Genomic DNA, 15,183 nt, shown 5'->3' with positions numbered 1-15,183 from the left:
AATCTATCATTTAGAATCATAATGAAAACCTTTAAAATATTGACTCTCGCACTGGCCGCGTCGATGGCCGTAACCTCTTGCCACAACGGTGACAATGAGTTCCCTGATTTCGATTATCAGGCGGTGTACTTCGCCAATCAGCGTGTGGGTCGCACTATTGAGCTTGGCCGTGACAGCGATATCGATCTCACGCTCGACAATCAGCACATCATGTATGTGAAGGCTGTGATGGGTGGTGCCTACTCCAACTCAAAGAACCGTGTAATCAACATCTCGGTTGATGAGTCGCTCTGTGACGGACTGTACCTGTCGTCCGATTTCGGTGGCAGGAAGGTGCTCCCTCTGCCTGAGAGCTATTATACCCTCGAAAGCAACGCTATCACTATCCCCTCGGGATCGATGGACGGCGGTGTGAATGTGAGACTGACCGATGCTTTCTTCAATGACCCCAAGGCTCTTGATTTCAACTATGTGCTTCCGCTGGTCATGAACAGTGCTATCGGAGTGGACTCTATCCTACAGGGCAAGCCTATGGTGGAGAATCCTAACCGTCTCGTTTCTTCCGACTGGACTGTTGCCCCCAAGGACTACACTCTCTACTTTGTGCGTTATGTGAATCCGTGGCATGCAATCTATCTGCGTAGCGGCAAGGACATACTTACTGTCGACGGTGTGAGCACCGAGATAGTGCGCAAGGCATCGGATGTAATCAAGGATGAGCAGGTTAGCGTTGTTACTGCCGGATATAAGGAGTGCACTCTCGCGCTTTCCACCAAGACTGACGGCGACCACGTGTACAACTACACCCTCAAGCTGACATTTGCCGAGGATGGCACTTGCGCCCTCTCTTCCACCGATCCGGCTGTCACCATCACAGGCACCGGTCGCTTCGTAGAGAACGGCGAAAAGAATGTGATCAACAACGAGGATCGCGATGCGCTCTATCTGGAATACACTGTGACTACTCCCGGATGGTCGCTCAAGACCAACGACACCCTCGTGCTCCGCAACCGTGGCGTACAGGCGGTTTATCCGACCATAGAAGTTAAATAGGTTTAACATCTTTTCTGAATTCCCATGAAACATATTAAAATAACCATGGCATTGGCAGTCGCTCTCGCAGGATTCACCTCCTGCGATGAGGACTATGATGTCACCATCCCCACTCCCGACGTCCCCTACGACGCCGAGATGGAGGCTGCTCTCAGCAAGTATGATGTCCTCACAGAATATGCCTCAAAGGCGGGTGTGCCTTTCGGCGTGTCTGTATCACCTGAGGATTTTGCATCCAAGAAGCTTGCATACAGCATTGTTGCCACAAACTATACTCAGGTAGAGGCCCCCGGGCTATTTACTCCAGCCAAGCTCATCAATGAGGAAGGCGTTTACAATTTCTCCTCTCTCTCAAGCCTTATATCGACCGCCGGCGAGGCCGGTGTGTCGGTGTTCGGCCCTGCTCTCTGCTCAGCGAGCAATCTCCCTGCCGATTATCTCAAAAAGCTTATCGCTCCTATAGTGATACCTTACGAGCCTGTTGAGCCTGAGGTCGGTGAGTTTGTGCTGACCGATTTCGAGAGTGATGAACTTGGTAAGACCTATCCCATGACAGGCGGAAGTGTCTCTACTGTCGAGGAGGACCCCGACGGAGAGAGCGGTCATGTGCTGCATGTAGGTGCTGAGGGGAATGTTGCTGCATATTCATTGCCTACATTTGAGGTGACAATGCCTGAGGGCAAGACTCTCGCACATCTTAAGATGGTGGTATTTGACATCAAGGCTCCGGGTTCAGGCGGTCTGTATGGTGCCGGTCTGCGTCTTACTATCGAGGGCACCGAAATGGCGTATGGCAATTGCACCTCTTTTGGCTGCGAGGACAACAAGTGGGGCCGCGGACTTATCAAGCTCGCCTTCGAGCCGGGTAAGTTCAGTCAGTCTGACCTTGACAAGAACACATTCAAGATGGCTATCGGATCGGCTACCGGTTCAGGTAACTACTATATCGACAATGTGAAAATCAAATGGGAGGTTGCAGGCGATGACACAGGTCTTGACAATGTTCTCGATTTCGAGGGTGACAATATCGGCAAAGACTATCCCACTACCAATGGCGGAGTGGCAAAGATTGTAGATGACCCCGAAGGAAAGAGCGGAAAGGTTCTCCAGGTAGGTACTGCTGAGGCTCCTGTCAAACAGTCGTTTGCTAAGGTAACAATAAAGCTTCCCAACGGTCATAAGCTGGGTGATTATGAGATGTTCCAGGTGGATATGAAAACTATCAAAGGTCAGTATGGCGGAGGTATGAGATTCATAATCAACGGCAGGGAGTTTACAGGTGCCAATGCTGCATCGTCAGGAGCTACCGAAGGTGGTCCGTGGGCGCGTGGAGGTATACGTCTGTCGTTCGTTGACTCAAGCGATCCATCAAGATACCTTGAACTTACCGAAGAGGAGAAGGCTCTTACCGAATTTGAGTTTGCAGTCGGCTCTGCAACAGGCGCAGGATTCTACTATCTCGACAACTACACCTTCAAGCGTGTGGTGTCTACCGAGGATACTGTGATTGAAAAGACTCCTGAAGAGAAAGCCGAGATCATAGGCGGAGAGTTTGACAAGTGGATCGACGGTCTGACTGCCGCTACAGGTGACAAGGTGACCGATATGATCATCTATGACGAGCCGTTCGATGACGAGTCAGCGGCGTTCAACTGGGCTGACTACATCGGCGAGGACTATGTGGCAAAGGTTCAGGCAAAGATCAATGAGAATGCCGCATCAGATATGCGTTATTTTGTAAGCCAGACTCTCGTTATCAGTGATAACACTCCTGCCGAGATAGCCGAACTCAAGAGAGTGATTGAGGCTCTTGAGCAGAAGGGTGTGACTGTCGATGCTGTCAACCTTGTGCTCTCGTCAACATTCTCCGAGGATTACGCTACCCAGGAGGGACTTGAAGCTGAGGCTGTGGCTGCAATGCAGGCTCTCTCGGCATTTGGCAAGCCAGTACGTATCTCCGACTTTGCAGTGCGTGTGATCGACCGCAACAATCTTGGCGTGAATCCCTCGACAATCAACATCTCTGAGCGTCGTGCTATCGGCGAGTATTATGCTGAGGTGATCAAGGCTTACAAGGCAGCCCTCGGCGAGAACGCCATAGGATTCAATCTCTCCAAAGTGCTTGAGGATGGTTCATACGTAGCTCCGTGGGCAGGTGGCGGTAACCGCAACTATATCTACGAGGGGCTTGTAAACGGACTCACTAAGTAAATTATCCCCTAAATCGAGATTATGAAAATCAATCATTTATTCTCGACCGCTGTACTCCTGTCGGCACTCTCGGTGATGTTCACCGGGTGTGACGACAAGGAGTTCACAGCTCCGGTGCTTAAGCCTGAGGCTGTGGAGACTCCGGTCGATAACATAAATGCCAATATCGCGGCAGTGCGTAGCTTTGTGCAGGCAAAGGAGACAGGCTCCAAGGTACGCAAGACAACCGTACTTCCTGACGATGCTGGCTTTATGGTAGAATTCTCCGACGGCAACACTGTGTCGCTCAGGACCAAGGTGGGGGCTCTTGCTGATTTTCCGCAGCAGCCCGACACCTATACTCCCACTGTAGCAGCTATGCCCGATGAGGATGGTGTGTACTATTGGACCATCGACGGTGAATGGCTCACCTCGGCGACACGTGCCGGTGAGAAGATCAATGTCACCGGAGCCAAGGCTGTGACTCCGCGCGTGAGCATCAATGAGAACGGAGATTGGGTGGTGGACGCCCTTGACTATGGCAAGACTGTGTTGCGTCCGGCTTCACGCGGAGAGCAGATCAGTGCCATTAGCACTGTAGACATATCCGATCCCGAGAATGTCACTGTATATTTCTCTGACGATACCGAGCCGCTGCAACTTGCGGCAGGCGGAGGCAGCACTCCTCCCGATGTGCCTATCACCGGAAGCCTGCGTCGACCCATCGATGCCGATCATCCGGCATGGTTTGTGCATATCGACTGCTGGAACTATGCCGACCCTGAGAAGATCATCAGCCTTATACCAGAGGATGTGCGTCCATACTGTATATTCAACCTTTCGCTCTCTGTGAGCCACGATGAATCAACAGGACGGTTCAAGGTGAGCGAATATGGCTACGAGCTTGTGAAATCATGGCTCCGCAGCTGTGGCGAGCATAATCTCTGGGCTATGATCCAGCCTTCGTCGGGCGGTTACAGCCATTTCCCTGATGTTGAGACCTACTCTCAGTTCGATGAGGAGAAGTACGGTATGTACAAGGAATTCTTCACATATCCCAACTTCCTCGGATTCAACTACTGCGAGCAGTTCTGGGGCTTTGATTCAACCGATGCCCTTTATTCACCATCATGGCTACAGCGTGTGGCTCACTGGAACGAGCTTCTCAAGCTCACTCATGAGTATGGCGGCTATCTGACGGTAAGTTTCTGCTCCAACCAGTGGTCAGCTCCGATCAATCCTGTGGCTATGATCAAGCGTAATCCCGACTTTGCCCGCACCACAGCTCTGTATCCCGAGAATTTCATATATTGTGAGAAGTACACCCAGTCCTCCATGTTCTATGAGGTGGAGGCTGCAAGTATGGGTGTATGGCTCTCAGGTCATGCAGGCAACTACGGACTCCGATTCGACCAGTGTGCGTTCAATGAGAAGGCTGCTGCTTACTATGGTATCCCCAACTGGGAGCAGGACAATACATTCCCTGTGGCACTTGGAGCCGCTCTCACTCTTGAGCATATCACTCTCACAGGTCAGACCGTATATGACGGTCCTGAGCTGATATGGCGTCAGGACTTCAAGGAGACCGGCATCATTGATGTCTCCGACGGTTACAAGACCCGTAGCTGGGATACTTTCGCACAGTTCCGCAATATCAATATAGATCTCTATCGTAAGATCATTGACGGTACTATCCGTCTCCTCACTCGTGATGAGGTGATCGCACGATGCAAGTATGCCGTTATACAGGATATCGCTGGCGGTTCGGATCTTGACAAGTACTGCTTGCCGAAGTGGTTCCACCAGGGTATCGGTGCCTTGGACCATGATGGCGGACGTGAGGAGAATTTCTTCTATCTTCGCAAGACAGGACGTTACCCGGCTATACCTGTGGTGGCTGAGTTTGCCGGAGATATGGCTAAGAAATTCAAGTATGTGCGCAATCAGTCGGAGATCATAAACTCCTGGTCCAATACATCGGACAAGACTCGTGAACTCAACCGTGTGTTCCCCAGCGAATACACCGGCGATCTCTTTGCCGGACGTCATGAGAACACTTGGGTGACATATAACCCCTGGAACTCTGTCAAGAGTGCCAAGGTGCCGTTCAAGTATAATACTTGCGAGAATGTAGAGTTCACACTGGAGACTTTCGCGACCACCGTATGGAAGGAGTACAGCGACCGTGTCACTTTCTATCTCACCAAGTATCAGGAGGACGGAAAGTCCACAAGATCGATAATAAAGATCAATGGCGCGACATCGAAGCCTTCTGTTCAGTTTACCCCTCGTGCCGAGGCTACAGCCAAGGTGAGCGAGTCGTGGGCTGACGGCGTTCTCACTCTCACTGTGGACCACAACGGTCCTGTCGATATCACAGTGAACTGTTCGGGCAATGGTACCGGCCGTCTCACAGAGTACACCTACTCGACTATTCAGATGCCTGGAAACCCGCAACTTTATCATGGTCCGCGTCAGCATGAGGCAGAGGTGTTCGATTTCAAGAACATCGAATATGATGGACGTGTCACAAGCGGATATGACAAGGATGTGCGTAACTACACCGGTCAGGGCTATCTCCGCATGGGCACCGGCAGCAATGTGGCTGTCCGTGATGAGGTGAGTGTGCTCACCGAGGGTCGATATGCCATCAAGTTCCGCTATCGTGCCGAGTCAGCCGACGTCACCAACTACGACCTTTATGTAAATGGTGAGAAGGTTGGGTCTCCAAAGTTCACTCAGTCGGGTGGCGACAAGACAGTATGGTATGTAAACTCAACAGCGGCATATCTCAATGCAGGATCTAACGTGATAGAACTTAAGGCAAATGCCACAGGTTCATGCGAACTCTATCTTGACAATGTAATTGTCGAAGCCGTAGAGTAGCATCGGGCAAGAGTTATCTTGTATGATAAATCCCTTTAGAGAGGTTGTGTCGTAATTATATATTGATATAATTATGATACATCCTCTTTTTTTATTTATTTTGTGGAATCTATGAAGAAAATTAATATTAAATCCTGGATCGTGCCGATGATGTTCATGTCGGCGCATCTGTGTGTCCAGGCTCAGGACAGACTTTACGACAATGAGTTCCCTCTCGGGGACGTTGAGTTGCTTGACGGTCCGTTCAAGCATGCGTGTGACCTCAATGTGCATGTGCTTCTGAAGTATGACACGGACAGGCTGCTTGCCCCATATCTCAAGGAGGCAGGTCTCACTCCCAAGGCTGAAAGCTTCCCTTGCTGGGATGGGCTTGACGGACATGTCGGCGGACATTATCTTTCGGCACTCGCCATCCATTATGCCGCTACAGGTGTTCCGGAGCTTAAGGAACGTATGGACTATGTGATCTCGGAGCTTAAGCGTTGTCAGGACGCAAACGGCGACGGCTATGTGGGTGGTGTGCCCGATGGAGCCAGGCTGTGGGACGAGCTGCGAAAAGGGAATGTTGACCTTATATGGAAGTACTGGGTGCCATGGTACAATGTGCACAAGACGTATGCCGGACTGCGTGACGCATGGGTGTACACCGGGAACGAGACTGCCAGGGATATGTTCCTTAAATTCTGCGACTGGGGGCTTACTGTCATAGCTCCGCTTGACGATAAGAGCATGGAGTCGATGCTGGGCAACGAGTTTGGCGGCATGGACGAGGTGTATGCCGATGCCTATGCGATGACAGGCGACAGCCGTTATATTGATGCAGCAAAGCGTTTCTCCCATCATTGGCTTCTCGACAGCATGGTGGCAGGTGTTGACAACCTCGACAACAAGCATGCAAATACTCAGGTGCCCAAGGTTGTGGGTTACCAGCGTATTGCCGAGCTCAGCGGTGATGCGGATTACTATGACGCGTCACGTTTCTTCTGGCACACTGTTGCTGACACACGCTCGCTCTCGATAGGAGGCAACAGCCGTCGTGAGCATTTCGCTTCCAAAGAGGATTGTAAGAGCTATGTTACCGATCGCGAAGGTCCGGAGACCTGCAATACAAACAATATGCTCAAACTCACCGAGGGGCTGTTCCGCATGTCGCCTGATGCACATCTTGCCGACTTCTATGAACGTGCACTCTACAATCATATCCTTTCGTCGCAGCATCCTGATCATGGCGGATATGTGTACTTCACATCCGCACGCCCCGGGCATTACCGTGTGTATTCCCAGCCCAACGCTGCGATGTGGTGCTGTGTGGGCACAGGTATGGAGAACCATGGTAAGTACGGACAGTTTATATATACCCATGAGTCGGACTCTCTTTATGTGAACCTCTTTATGCCATCGCGTCTTAACTGGAAGGAAAAAGGCGTAACCGTCACTCAGGAGACGGCTTTCCCCGACAGTGAGTCCACCCGAATAACAATCTCTACACGCAAGGCTCGCCGCTTTCCTATCATGGTGCGCTATCCGGGGTGGTGCAAGGGTATGACTGTTAAGGTCAACGGAAAGGCTTATACTGTTGATGCGAAGCCTGAATCGTATGTAGCGATTGACCGTAAATGGAAGAATGGCGATGTGGTAGAGGTGAATCTGCCGATGGAGATGCGTCTTGAGGAGGTGCCGAATCTCCCTGAATATGTTTCTATAGTAAGAGGCCCTATTGTTCTCGGTGCATCCTATGGCACGGAGGGGCTGAACGGACTTGTGGCCGATGACAGCCGTTGGGCTCACATTGCAGGCGGTCCGTTGGTGTCGGTGTTTGATACTCCCATCCTTGTCGGAGAGCGTTCCGACATACTTTCCCGCCTCTCTTCAGCCGAGGCAGTTCCCGGCAAGGGGATGACTTATGTGGTGAAAGGTGTTACGTCCGATCCGTCGCAGCAGCTGACTCTTCAGCCTTTTGCACGTCTGCACGATTGTCGCTATATGATGTACTGGCTCATGATGACCCCTGCCGAATACAATGCATATCTTGAGCGTGAACGAGCTGCCGAGGAGGCAATGCTCGCGCTTGACCGCCGTACGGTGGATGCTGTCAACACTGGTGAACAGCAGCCAGAAGCCGATCACTTTATGGAGAGTGAACGGTCAAACTCAGGTGTGAATTACGGTGTTGCATGGCGTGATGCCTCTGACGGAGGTTTCTTCACCTACAGAATGAAACCGTCAGGAAAGTCGGAGCTTGCTCTCCGTGTCCGTTATTGGGGTAATGAAGGTGGCAAGCGCGCTTTCTCGATATTTATCGATGACACGCTTCTGACTGATGAGAATGTCGGAGGGAAGTGGAACAAAGAGGAGTTTGTCGATGTGGAGTATCCGATTCCGGCATCGATGATCGACGGAAAGGAGTTCATAAAAGTGAAGTTCCAGAGCAATAAGGGCAACACAGCCGGAGGCGTGTATAACTTAAGGCTTGTTGCCCCCGAAAAACAATAAAAAGATTTTGCCTTATGAGAATACTATTGACAACATTGCTTGCAGGGATGTCGCTCGCGGCATCAGCTCAGAATCCTGTGATACAGACCTGTTACACCACTGACCCTGCACCGATGGTGCATGACGGCACTTTCTATATTTACACCGGACATGACGAGGACGGTGCGGATTTCTTCTGGATGCAGGAGTGGCGTGTGTACTCTTCCAAAGATATGGTCAACTGGACTGATCACGGCTCACCGCTCGCTATCGAGGATTTCGCGTGGGGCGATGACCGGGCATGGGCACCTCAGTGTGTGGAGCGTAACGGTAAGTTCTATTTCTATGTGCCGCTTCATTCCAAGCTCTCGGGTGGCATGGCTATAGGTGTTGCTGTCGGTGATTCGCCTGTAGGTCCGTTCAAGGATGCGTTGGGTGCCCCATTGTTTGACAACGGTTCGTGGGATAATATAGACCCTACGGTATATGTCGACGATGACGGACAGGCATACATATATTGGGGCAATCCTGAGATATACTATGCCAAGCTCAATGAGGATATGATATCGTTTGACGGAGAGGTGCGAAAAGTGGAGCAGACAATAGAAGGCTTCGGCGCGCCGGCGATAAAGGAGCGCAAGAAAGGGGAGAAGTATAAGGACATGTATACCGAGGGTCCCTGGTTCATGCGCCGTGGCGATAAGTATTATCTGATTTATGCTGCCGGAGGTGTGCCCGAACATATATCCTATTCAATGAGCGACTCGCCTGTGGGTCCTTGGAAATATATGGGCGAGATTATGCCTCTCGGCGGGACCGACTCGTTTACAAATCATTGCGGAGTCATGGATTTCAATGGGCACTCGTATTTCTGTTACCATACAGGCAAACTGCCTGGCGGTGGCGGATTCGGACGAAGTGTTGCCATAGAGGAGTTCAAGTATAATCCCGACGGGACATTTCCGCTGATACGTCCCACAGAAGAGGGTGTGGCACCTATCGCACAATTTGATCCTTACAGGCGTGTGGAGGCTGAGACCATGGCTTTCAGCAAGGGGCTCAGCACCGAGCCGAATGCCAAGACCGGTGTGTATGTGTCGGATATACATAACGGAGATTACCTGAAGCTGCGGAATGTGGATTTCGGATATGAGGGCCCGCGTACGTTTGGGGCATCTGTTGCAAGTGCATTGCGTGGTGGTGCCATAGAAGTGCGTCTCGACAGTATTTCCGGTCCTATAGTGGCACGTCTTGAGGTGCCCGGCACCGGTGGCTGGGAGGAGTGGAGATATATTGAGGCTCCTTTCTCAGCAGAGGCTGTCGGCAATCATGATGTGTACTTTGTGTTCACAGGTCGCAAGGGGCCCAAACTTTTCAACTGGGACTATTGGGAATTTAAGAAATAGTCCTGGTGTGGAGCGATTGATATGATTCCTACCAATGACCTCATCTAAACTTTTTATCATTTAAAGAAAAGTTTAGGTGAGGTCATTATTACACTGTATATTAGTCAAATAATATAATCTATCACATAATATGAGACCATATTTTTGTATCTTTGTTATAACCCTATATTTGTTTGGTATTCAATCTTGTAAGAGGCAATCCCAATCATCGGCAAACGATGAACCGGCAACCGACAGGTTGTTAAAGACTGAGACAATAACAGTTAAATCTAATCCTACAGTTGTCTCATTATTAAGCTATGGTCTTTCGGATTATTGTCATAATAACAGGTGTATATATTCATATAATTATAAGGAACATGCTATTGACATATTGGATTTGAAGACAGATACGGTTAGCCGGTCAATATCTCTCGAAAGCGAGGGTCCTAATGCTGTGATGAGGGAACTTCATGGTCTGCAAGTTTATAGTCCGGATACTATTGTCACCTATGATTTTGTAGCGATAAAAATAATTGACAGCGTAGGAAATGTCATATCAAAGATCGAATTACCTGACAATGGTTTTAGCCGTATAGACTGTAATGTTCGCAGCAATATATCTGATTTTAAAATAGATATGGATAATCATACCATATTATATCCAATAAAGCAACCAGGCAAAAATGAAATTATTGAGTATGATTTCGCAGAAAAGAATGTTGTTAATCATATTGCATTAAAAAATCCAATTCATGAGGGCTATTATGGATTCATGGATTATCCGAATGTCAGTTTCTATAAAGATTGTATAATATATAATTATCCTTTTGAGGCGAATGTCTATATCTATGACAGAAAAAGTGATTCGACCAGAATGATTTCACCGAAAAGTAAATTCACGGATAAGTGTATTAAGGAGTACGATGGCAAATTTGTGGAGGAATTGAGCTGGTACGGAGCCACCAATTGTTTTTATTCACCGTTATATTTGATTCCGGGAAAAGATTGTTTTGTGCGAATTACTCTTGGAGCAGGGCTGGCGCATGAGATTTAACTCAAATTCAGTCAAAAATTCACCTGATTATGTGAAATAAACTTTCAGATATTGCATATGTTGCTGAAAATGGTTATATTAGAGGTATGCAAATAGAAATTTTCAGCAAAGTAAAAGACCCGCGCGACTTGGGCAAGGTTAAACATGAGCTTGAGGATGTGCTCCGAATGGCACTCATCGGCGTGTTGTGTGATTGTGAGGACTGTGACGACATATCGGATATGGTTACAGACCGAGAGGAAGAATTCAAGGCCGCCGGATTGCTGAAGCTTAGCAACGGTGTCCCGTGTGGTGACACGATACTTCGTGTTGTAGAGTCTGTCAATCCCGCTCAGCTCCGGGCAAGTCTTGATTGCTGCCGAGGCCACATAATCGAATCCCTGTGCGGCAATCAGGTCATCATTGACGGTAAGAAACTGCGGGGTGAAAATCCCAGGAGTCCCGGATGCCACGGACTGTATATCCTCAATGCGTGGGTATCTGAAACAGAAATCTGCGTTGCCGAAAAGCCGGTGGATGGCAAGACCAACGAACTTACGGTTCTGCCGTCCGTATTGTCCTCTTTATGGCTTACAGGGGCATTGGTTTCAGTCGACGCAATGGGGACCCACCGTAATATCGCAGAACAGATCATACTCCAGGGCGGCGACTATCTGATGGCGCTTAAAGACAATCAGCCGATACTCAAGGGCTTGACGGAGAGTATCTTTAGTAGCACTACTCCAATATCGGTATACACAACCGAGGAAAAGGGGCACGGAAGAGTTGAGAAGAGAACCTGTTCAATTATGGATACGACACTTTTGGAACAGGAGGGAATGTACGAGAAGTGGCCCGGTCTTAAACGTATCATAAAGATGGAGCGTGAGCGTACTGAGAACGGTGCCCGCTCGCGTGAAACAATCTACTATCTCAGCAGCGTGGAGAAAGATGAGGCTTCTTACTATGCGATGCGTATTCGTGCGCATTGGGGTATCGAGAACAAACTACACTGGCATCTCGACGTGACGTTTCAGGAAGATATGTGCCGCGTACGCGCCAAGAATGGCGCTGTCAATTTTTCAGCGATGCGCAAGTATGCATTGGAAATGCTTAAAAAGCAGAACGATAAACTCAGCCTTAAACGAAGACGCAAAAAATGTATGTGGAGCACTGAATATCTGTACAAAGTCTTTAAGGATAGTTAAATCTCATGCGTCAGCCCTGCTCTTGGAGAGACCTCTCTTGACAAATCGGATAATATTGACAAGGCATACTATGATCGTCCTATCTATGTTATGACTTTTGACAATGAGTTTAAGGTCATAGATGAATTCGAGATCGAACGCAATAGATACAATACATTTGCCGGATGGTGTCCATTATATGACAGGATTGCGTTTTTTCAAGAGAATGCATGTGACCCTCAGAATGATAATGACATAGTAATAGACATGATTTCGATAGACTAAACGTTGAAATGACGCGCCCCATAAATGCTTTCTGTGTGGCATTTATGGGGCGGTTTTCAATGTCCTTTCGAATCGAATGTCTTAAATCCTGATGCTGGTCTTCTTTCCGTTGTAGTTGACACTCCTTTCTCCCCAGGGTGTCTTTATAGTGATTTTGCGGGAGGTAGGCATGCCCGGGTATGAGCCTTTTTGGGCATTGAGGGTGAGGATGCGTTTGCGGTCATTCCAGCTTATGCGGATGGTGGTGTAAGATCCGGATTCATAATTGTAGTTGTCCCCTTCATCCTCGTAGAATTCAAATTCTGAATCCCGTCCGGGGTATACATTTATTGTTATAGGGGATCCGATCTGTGCGTCAGCGTATTCAGTAGGCTGTGCTGTAGGTATCAGACTGCCTCCTCTCACAAAGAGCGGCAGCCGGTCGATGGGGGTCTCGATGTCGATCCATCCGCCACCTTCATATACAGTTCCTGACCAGTAGTCGGTCCATTTTTCGCTTGAGGATGAGTGCGGTAGATACACTTTACGTGATTTTGCTTCAGGGACTGTCACCGGACATACCATTATATTGCCGAACATATACTGGTCCTTGATGTCAAATACATTAGGATCGTCAGGGAAGTCGAAAGCCAGTAGCCTTGCCATTGTGTAATCGTGCAGAGTCTGCCTTGCCGCCATGCTGTATATGTAAGGGATGAGAGTGTAACGCAGATTTATCATTCGGAGTATTGCGTCGTAGAATCTTGTTCCAGGCTCTCCGAACCGCCATATTTCGCGAGGGGTGTCGGACCCATGGCTGCGCAGCATGGGAAGGAATGTCCCCCACTGGAACATGCGGGTGTAATATTCCTTGTATGCATCGTCCTTTACACCATCGGGGAACTCTCCGAGGTAGAACCATCTGCCATCGTTTTTGGTGAAAAAAGAGCCTACATCTACCGTCCAGTATGGGTTGCCTGTAGCCATATAGTTGAGTCCGGCGGGGATCTGTTGTCTGAATGACGCCCATGAGGCATGGGTGTCTCCGTTCCATACTATTGTGCCGTATCTTTGTTGACCGGCGTAGCTTGAGCGGGTGAGGTTGACAACGCGCTTCCGTGTGGATGTGGCTCGCTGGTTCTCGTATATGCCTTTTGAGTGATAGAGAGAATATAGGCTGCTGCGCTCGGCTCCGAGAGTTGTGCTGAGGATATCCTTGTTGAGCGACCACCTCCTTTCATGATCGCCCCATCTGTAGGGTATTCCGTCCTTAGGCTCGGGCATTCTGTTCCAGTCGCCGTCGAGAGGCTCGCTGCTGTCGCACCACCATGCATCGAATCCGTTGGAGAAAAATTCGTCGTTGGCATATTTCCAGTAATGTTTTCGTGCGTCAGGATTGAACACGTCGTATACCGAGTTATCAAGCATGTAGCCTTTCTCACGAAAATCCTTTTCCTGCGGGCAGTATTGCGGATTGGGCCATATGCTTATCATGAGTCTTGCATTCATCCTGTGTACGGAGTCGGCAAGAGCTTTGGGATCGGGATAGTACTTTCTGTTCATCTTCATGTATCCCCATCCTTCGGGCCAGTAATTCCAGTCCTGCACTATCATATCGATGGGTATGTGCCGTCGCCGGTATTCGGAGAGAGTGGCGATTAGCTCGTCACTGCTTGTGTACCGCTCTTTTGATTGTGTGTAGCCGAACACATATCTTGGGGGCAATGACACTTTACCTGTCAGATGGCGATATCCTGACACTACATTGTCAATGGAACCTCCGTTTATGAAATAGTAGTCAAGTGAACGGGCGGCATCAAGCTCAAAGGTTCCGTTGTCAAATTTCATGGCACATCCTGCATCAAACATAAGTCCATAGCCTTTGGTCGACACCAGTACCGGGATTGTCACTTTCAGATTATGCTGTGTGAGATAAAGAGTCTTTCCGTTAAGGTTCATGTAGTCCTCCATATGGGATCCGAGCCCATAGAGGGCTTCTTTATCATCGAAACAGAATCGGTTGATGTAACGCGTGGTATATCCTATGGTGTCCCTCCTTATTATGTCCTTGACTGTCACCTTGCCATTTGCTGTATCCTCGATGCGTGCGGATTTCTCGTCATATACAATGCGTTCGGTCACATTCAATACTCCGTTACGAGGCATGTCGTGTCGCTCTCTCAAAATGGTGGTTACACCTTTATGATCCTTGAATGATAGGCTATATGTGTCTTCCATCATTTCCACCGACAGTTCCGGTGACATGAATAATGTGGAACTGTCGGTCTTGACGATCCTTACATCAACGTTTTCCGGCTTGTACACGCATATACCGGTGTTGTTGTCCTCTAAAATGCTGTCAATGCTCCAATGGACTCTCACGATGGATGGTGTTATGAACGTGATTTTTGGCGGATGGTTGTTATGGCTGTCGGCATGCAGTGTGACGAAGCCGCATATAAAAGTTAAAAGGATTCTGGGATAGACATATTTTCTCATAGGAATGTGACAATTGGTGAGTGTATGCAAATTTACGGAAACTATGCAGTCCGTACAAAAGGATAGTGTTTCAGATGGATTTATACTTGTATTGTAAGATAAATTTGTACGATGAGGTAGTGTGCTGATTTATAGTGGTGTGTGTATTTGATATTACGAATTGAAACGAATATGTTACATGATAGTAGTGTTATGTTACGATAATATATGA

Annotated in this window: 8 protein-coding genes; 7 read left to right on the top strand and 1 reads right to left on the bottom strand. The window is 48.8% G+C overall.

Annotated elements, in window-relative coordinates; genetic code table 11:
• The first annotated feature begins 21 nt into the window (after positions 1–21).
• The 7 genes from EZ315_RS01775 (at position 22) to EZ315_RS01745 (ending at position 12,230) form a co-directional block, all read left to right on the top strand.
• Positions 22–1,053: a DUF5627 domain-containing protein gene (locus EZ315_RS01775; RefSeq protein WP_135470086.1), complete on the top strand. Its 1,032-nt coding sequence runs from the start codon at positions 22–24 to the stop codon at positions 1,051–1,053.
• Between the two features lie 24 nt (positions 1,054–1,077).
• Positions 1,078–3,264, top strand: coding sequence for a phage tail tape measure protein (locus EZ315_RS01770; RefSeq protein WP_135470084.1), 2,187 nt, complete (start codon positions 1,078–1,080; stop codon positions 3,262–3,264).
• A 21-nt stretch (positions 3,265–3,285) separates the two neighbouring features.
• Positions 3,286–6,129, top strand: coding sequence for a glycoside hydrolase family 98 domain-containing protein (locus EZ315_RS01765; protein ID WP_135470082.1), 2,844 nt, complete (start codon positions 3,286–3,288; stop codon positions 6,127–6,129).
• A 111-nt stretch (positions 6,130–6,240) separates the two neighbouring features.
• Positions 6,241–8,622 carry a glycoside hydrolase family 127 protein gene (locus EZ315_RS01760; RefSeq protein WP_135470081.1) on the top strand — a complete coding sequence of 794 codons (2,382 nt, stop codon included), beginning with the start codon at positions 6,241–6,243 and terminating at the stop codon, positions 8,620–8,622.
• A gap of 14 nt (positions 8,623–8,636) precedes the next feature.
• Positions 8,637–10,007, top strand: a complete 1,371-nt coding sequence (locus EZ315_RS01755; protein WP_242452473.1) for a glycoside hydrolase family 43 protein — start codon at positions 8,637–8,639, stop codon at positions 10,005–10,007.
• Positions 10,008–10,137: 130 nt separating this feature from the next.
• A complete protein-coding gene (locus EZ315_RS01750; RefSeq protein WP_135470079.1) occupies positions 10,138–11,043 on the top strand; it encodes a DUF4221 family protein in 906 nt (301 codons plus the stop codon).
• An 86-nt stretch (positions 11,044–11,129) separates the two neighbouring features.
• Positions 11,130–12,230 carry an ISAs1 family transposase gene (locus EZ315_RS01745; RefSeq protein WP_135470077.1) on the top strand — a complete coding sequence of 367 codons (1,101 nt, stop codon included), beginning with the start codon at positions 11,130–11,132 and terminating at the stop codon, positions 12,228–12,230.
• Positions 12,231–12,575: 345 nt separating this feature from the next.
• Here the strand turns inward: EZ315_RS01745 and EZ315_RS01740 are convergent, their stop codons facing one another.
• Positions 12,576–14,972: a glycoside hydrolase family 31 protein gene (locus EZ315_RS01740; protein ID WP_135470075.1), complete on the bottom strand. Its 2,397-nt coding sequence runs from the start codon at positions 14,970–14,972 to the stop codon at positions 12,576–12,578.
• Between the last annotated feature and the right edge of the window lie 211 nt (positions 14,973–15,183).

Origin of the sequence: Duncaniella freteri (assembly GCF_004766125.1) — a bacterium.
In the GTDB taxonomy this organism is placed as follows: domain Bacteria; phylum Bacteroidota; class Bacteroidia; order Bacteroidales; family Muribaculaceae; genus Duncaniella; species Duncaniella freteri.
The sequence above is the reverse complement of the archived record's forward strand: the minus strand, read 5'-3'. Positions and strand labels throughout refer to the sequence as shown.

Coding starts and splice junctions, on each gene's coding strand:
- EZ315_RS01775 (WP_135470086.1), top strand. CDS start 22: ATGAAAACCTTTAAAATATTGACTCTCGCACTGGCCGCGTCGATGGCC.
- EZ315_RS01770 (WP_135470084.1), top strand. CDS start 1,078: ATGAAACATATTAAAATAACCATGGCATTGGCAGTCGCTCTCGCAGGA.
- EZ315_RS01765 (WP_135470082.1), top strand. CDS start 3,286: ATGAAAATCAATCATTTATTCTCGACCGCTGTACTCCTGTCGGCACTC.
- EZ315_RS01760 (WP_135470081.1), top strand. CDS start 6,241: ATGAAGAAAATTAATATTAAATCCTGGATCGTGCCGATGATGTTCATG.
- EZ315_RS01755 (WP_242452473.1), top strand. CDS start 8,637: ATGAGAATACTATTGACAACATTGCTTGCAGGGATGTCGCTCGCGGCA.
- EZ315_RS01750 (WP_135470079.1), top strand. CDS start 10,138: ATGAGACCATATTTTTGTATCTTTGTTATAACCCTATATTTGTTTGGT.
- EZ315_RS01745 (WP_135470077.1), top strand. CDS start 11,130: ATGCAAATAGAAATTTTCAGCAAAGTAAAAGACCCGCGCGACTTGGGC.
- EZ315_RS01740 (WP_135470075.1), bottom strand. CDS start 14,972: ATGAGAAAATATGTCTATCCCAGAATCCTTTTAACTTTTATATGCGGC.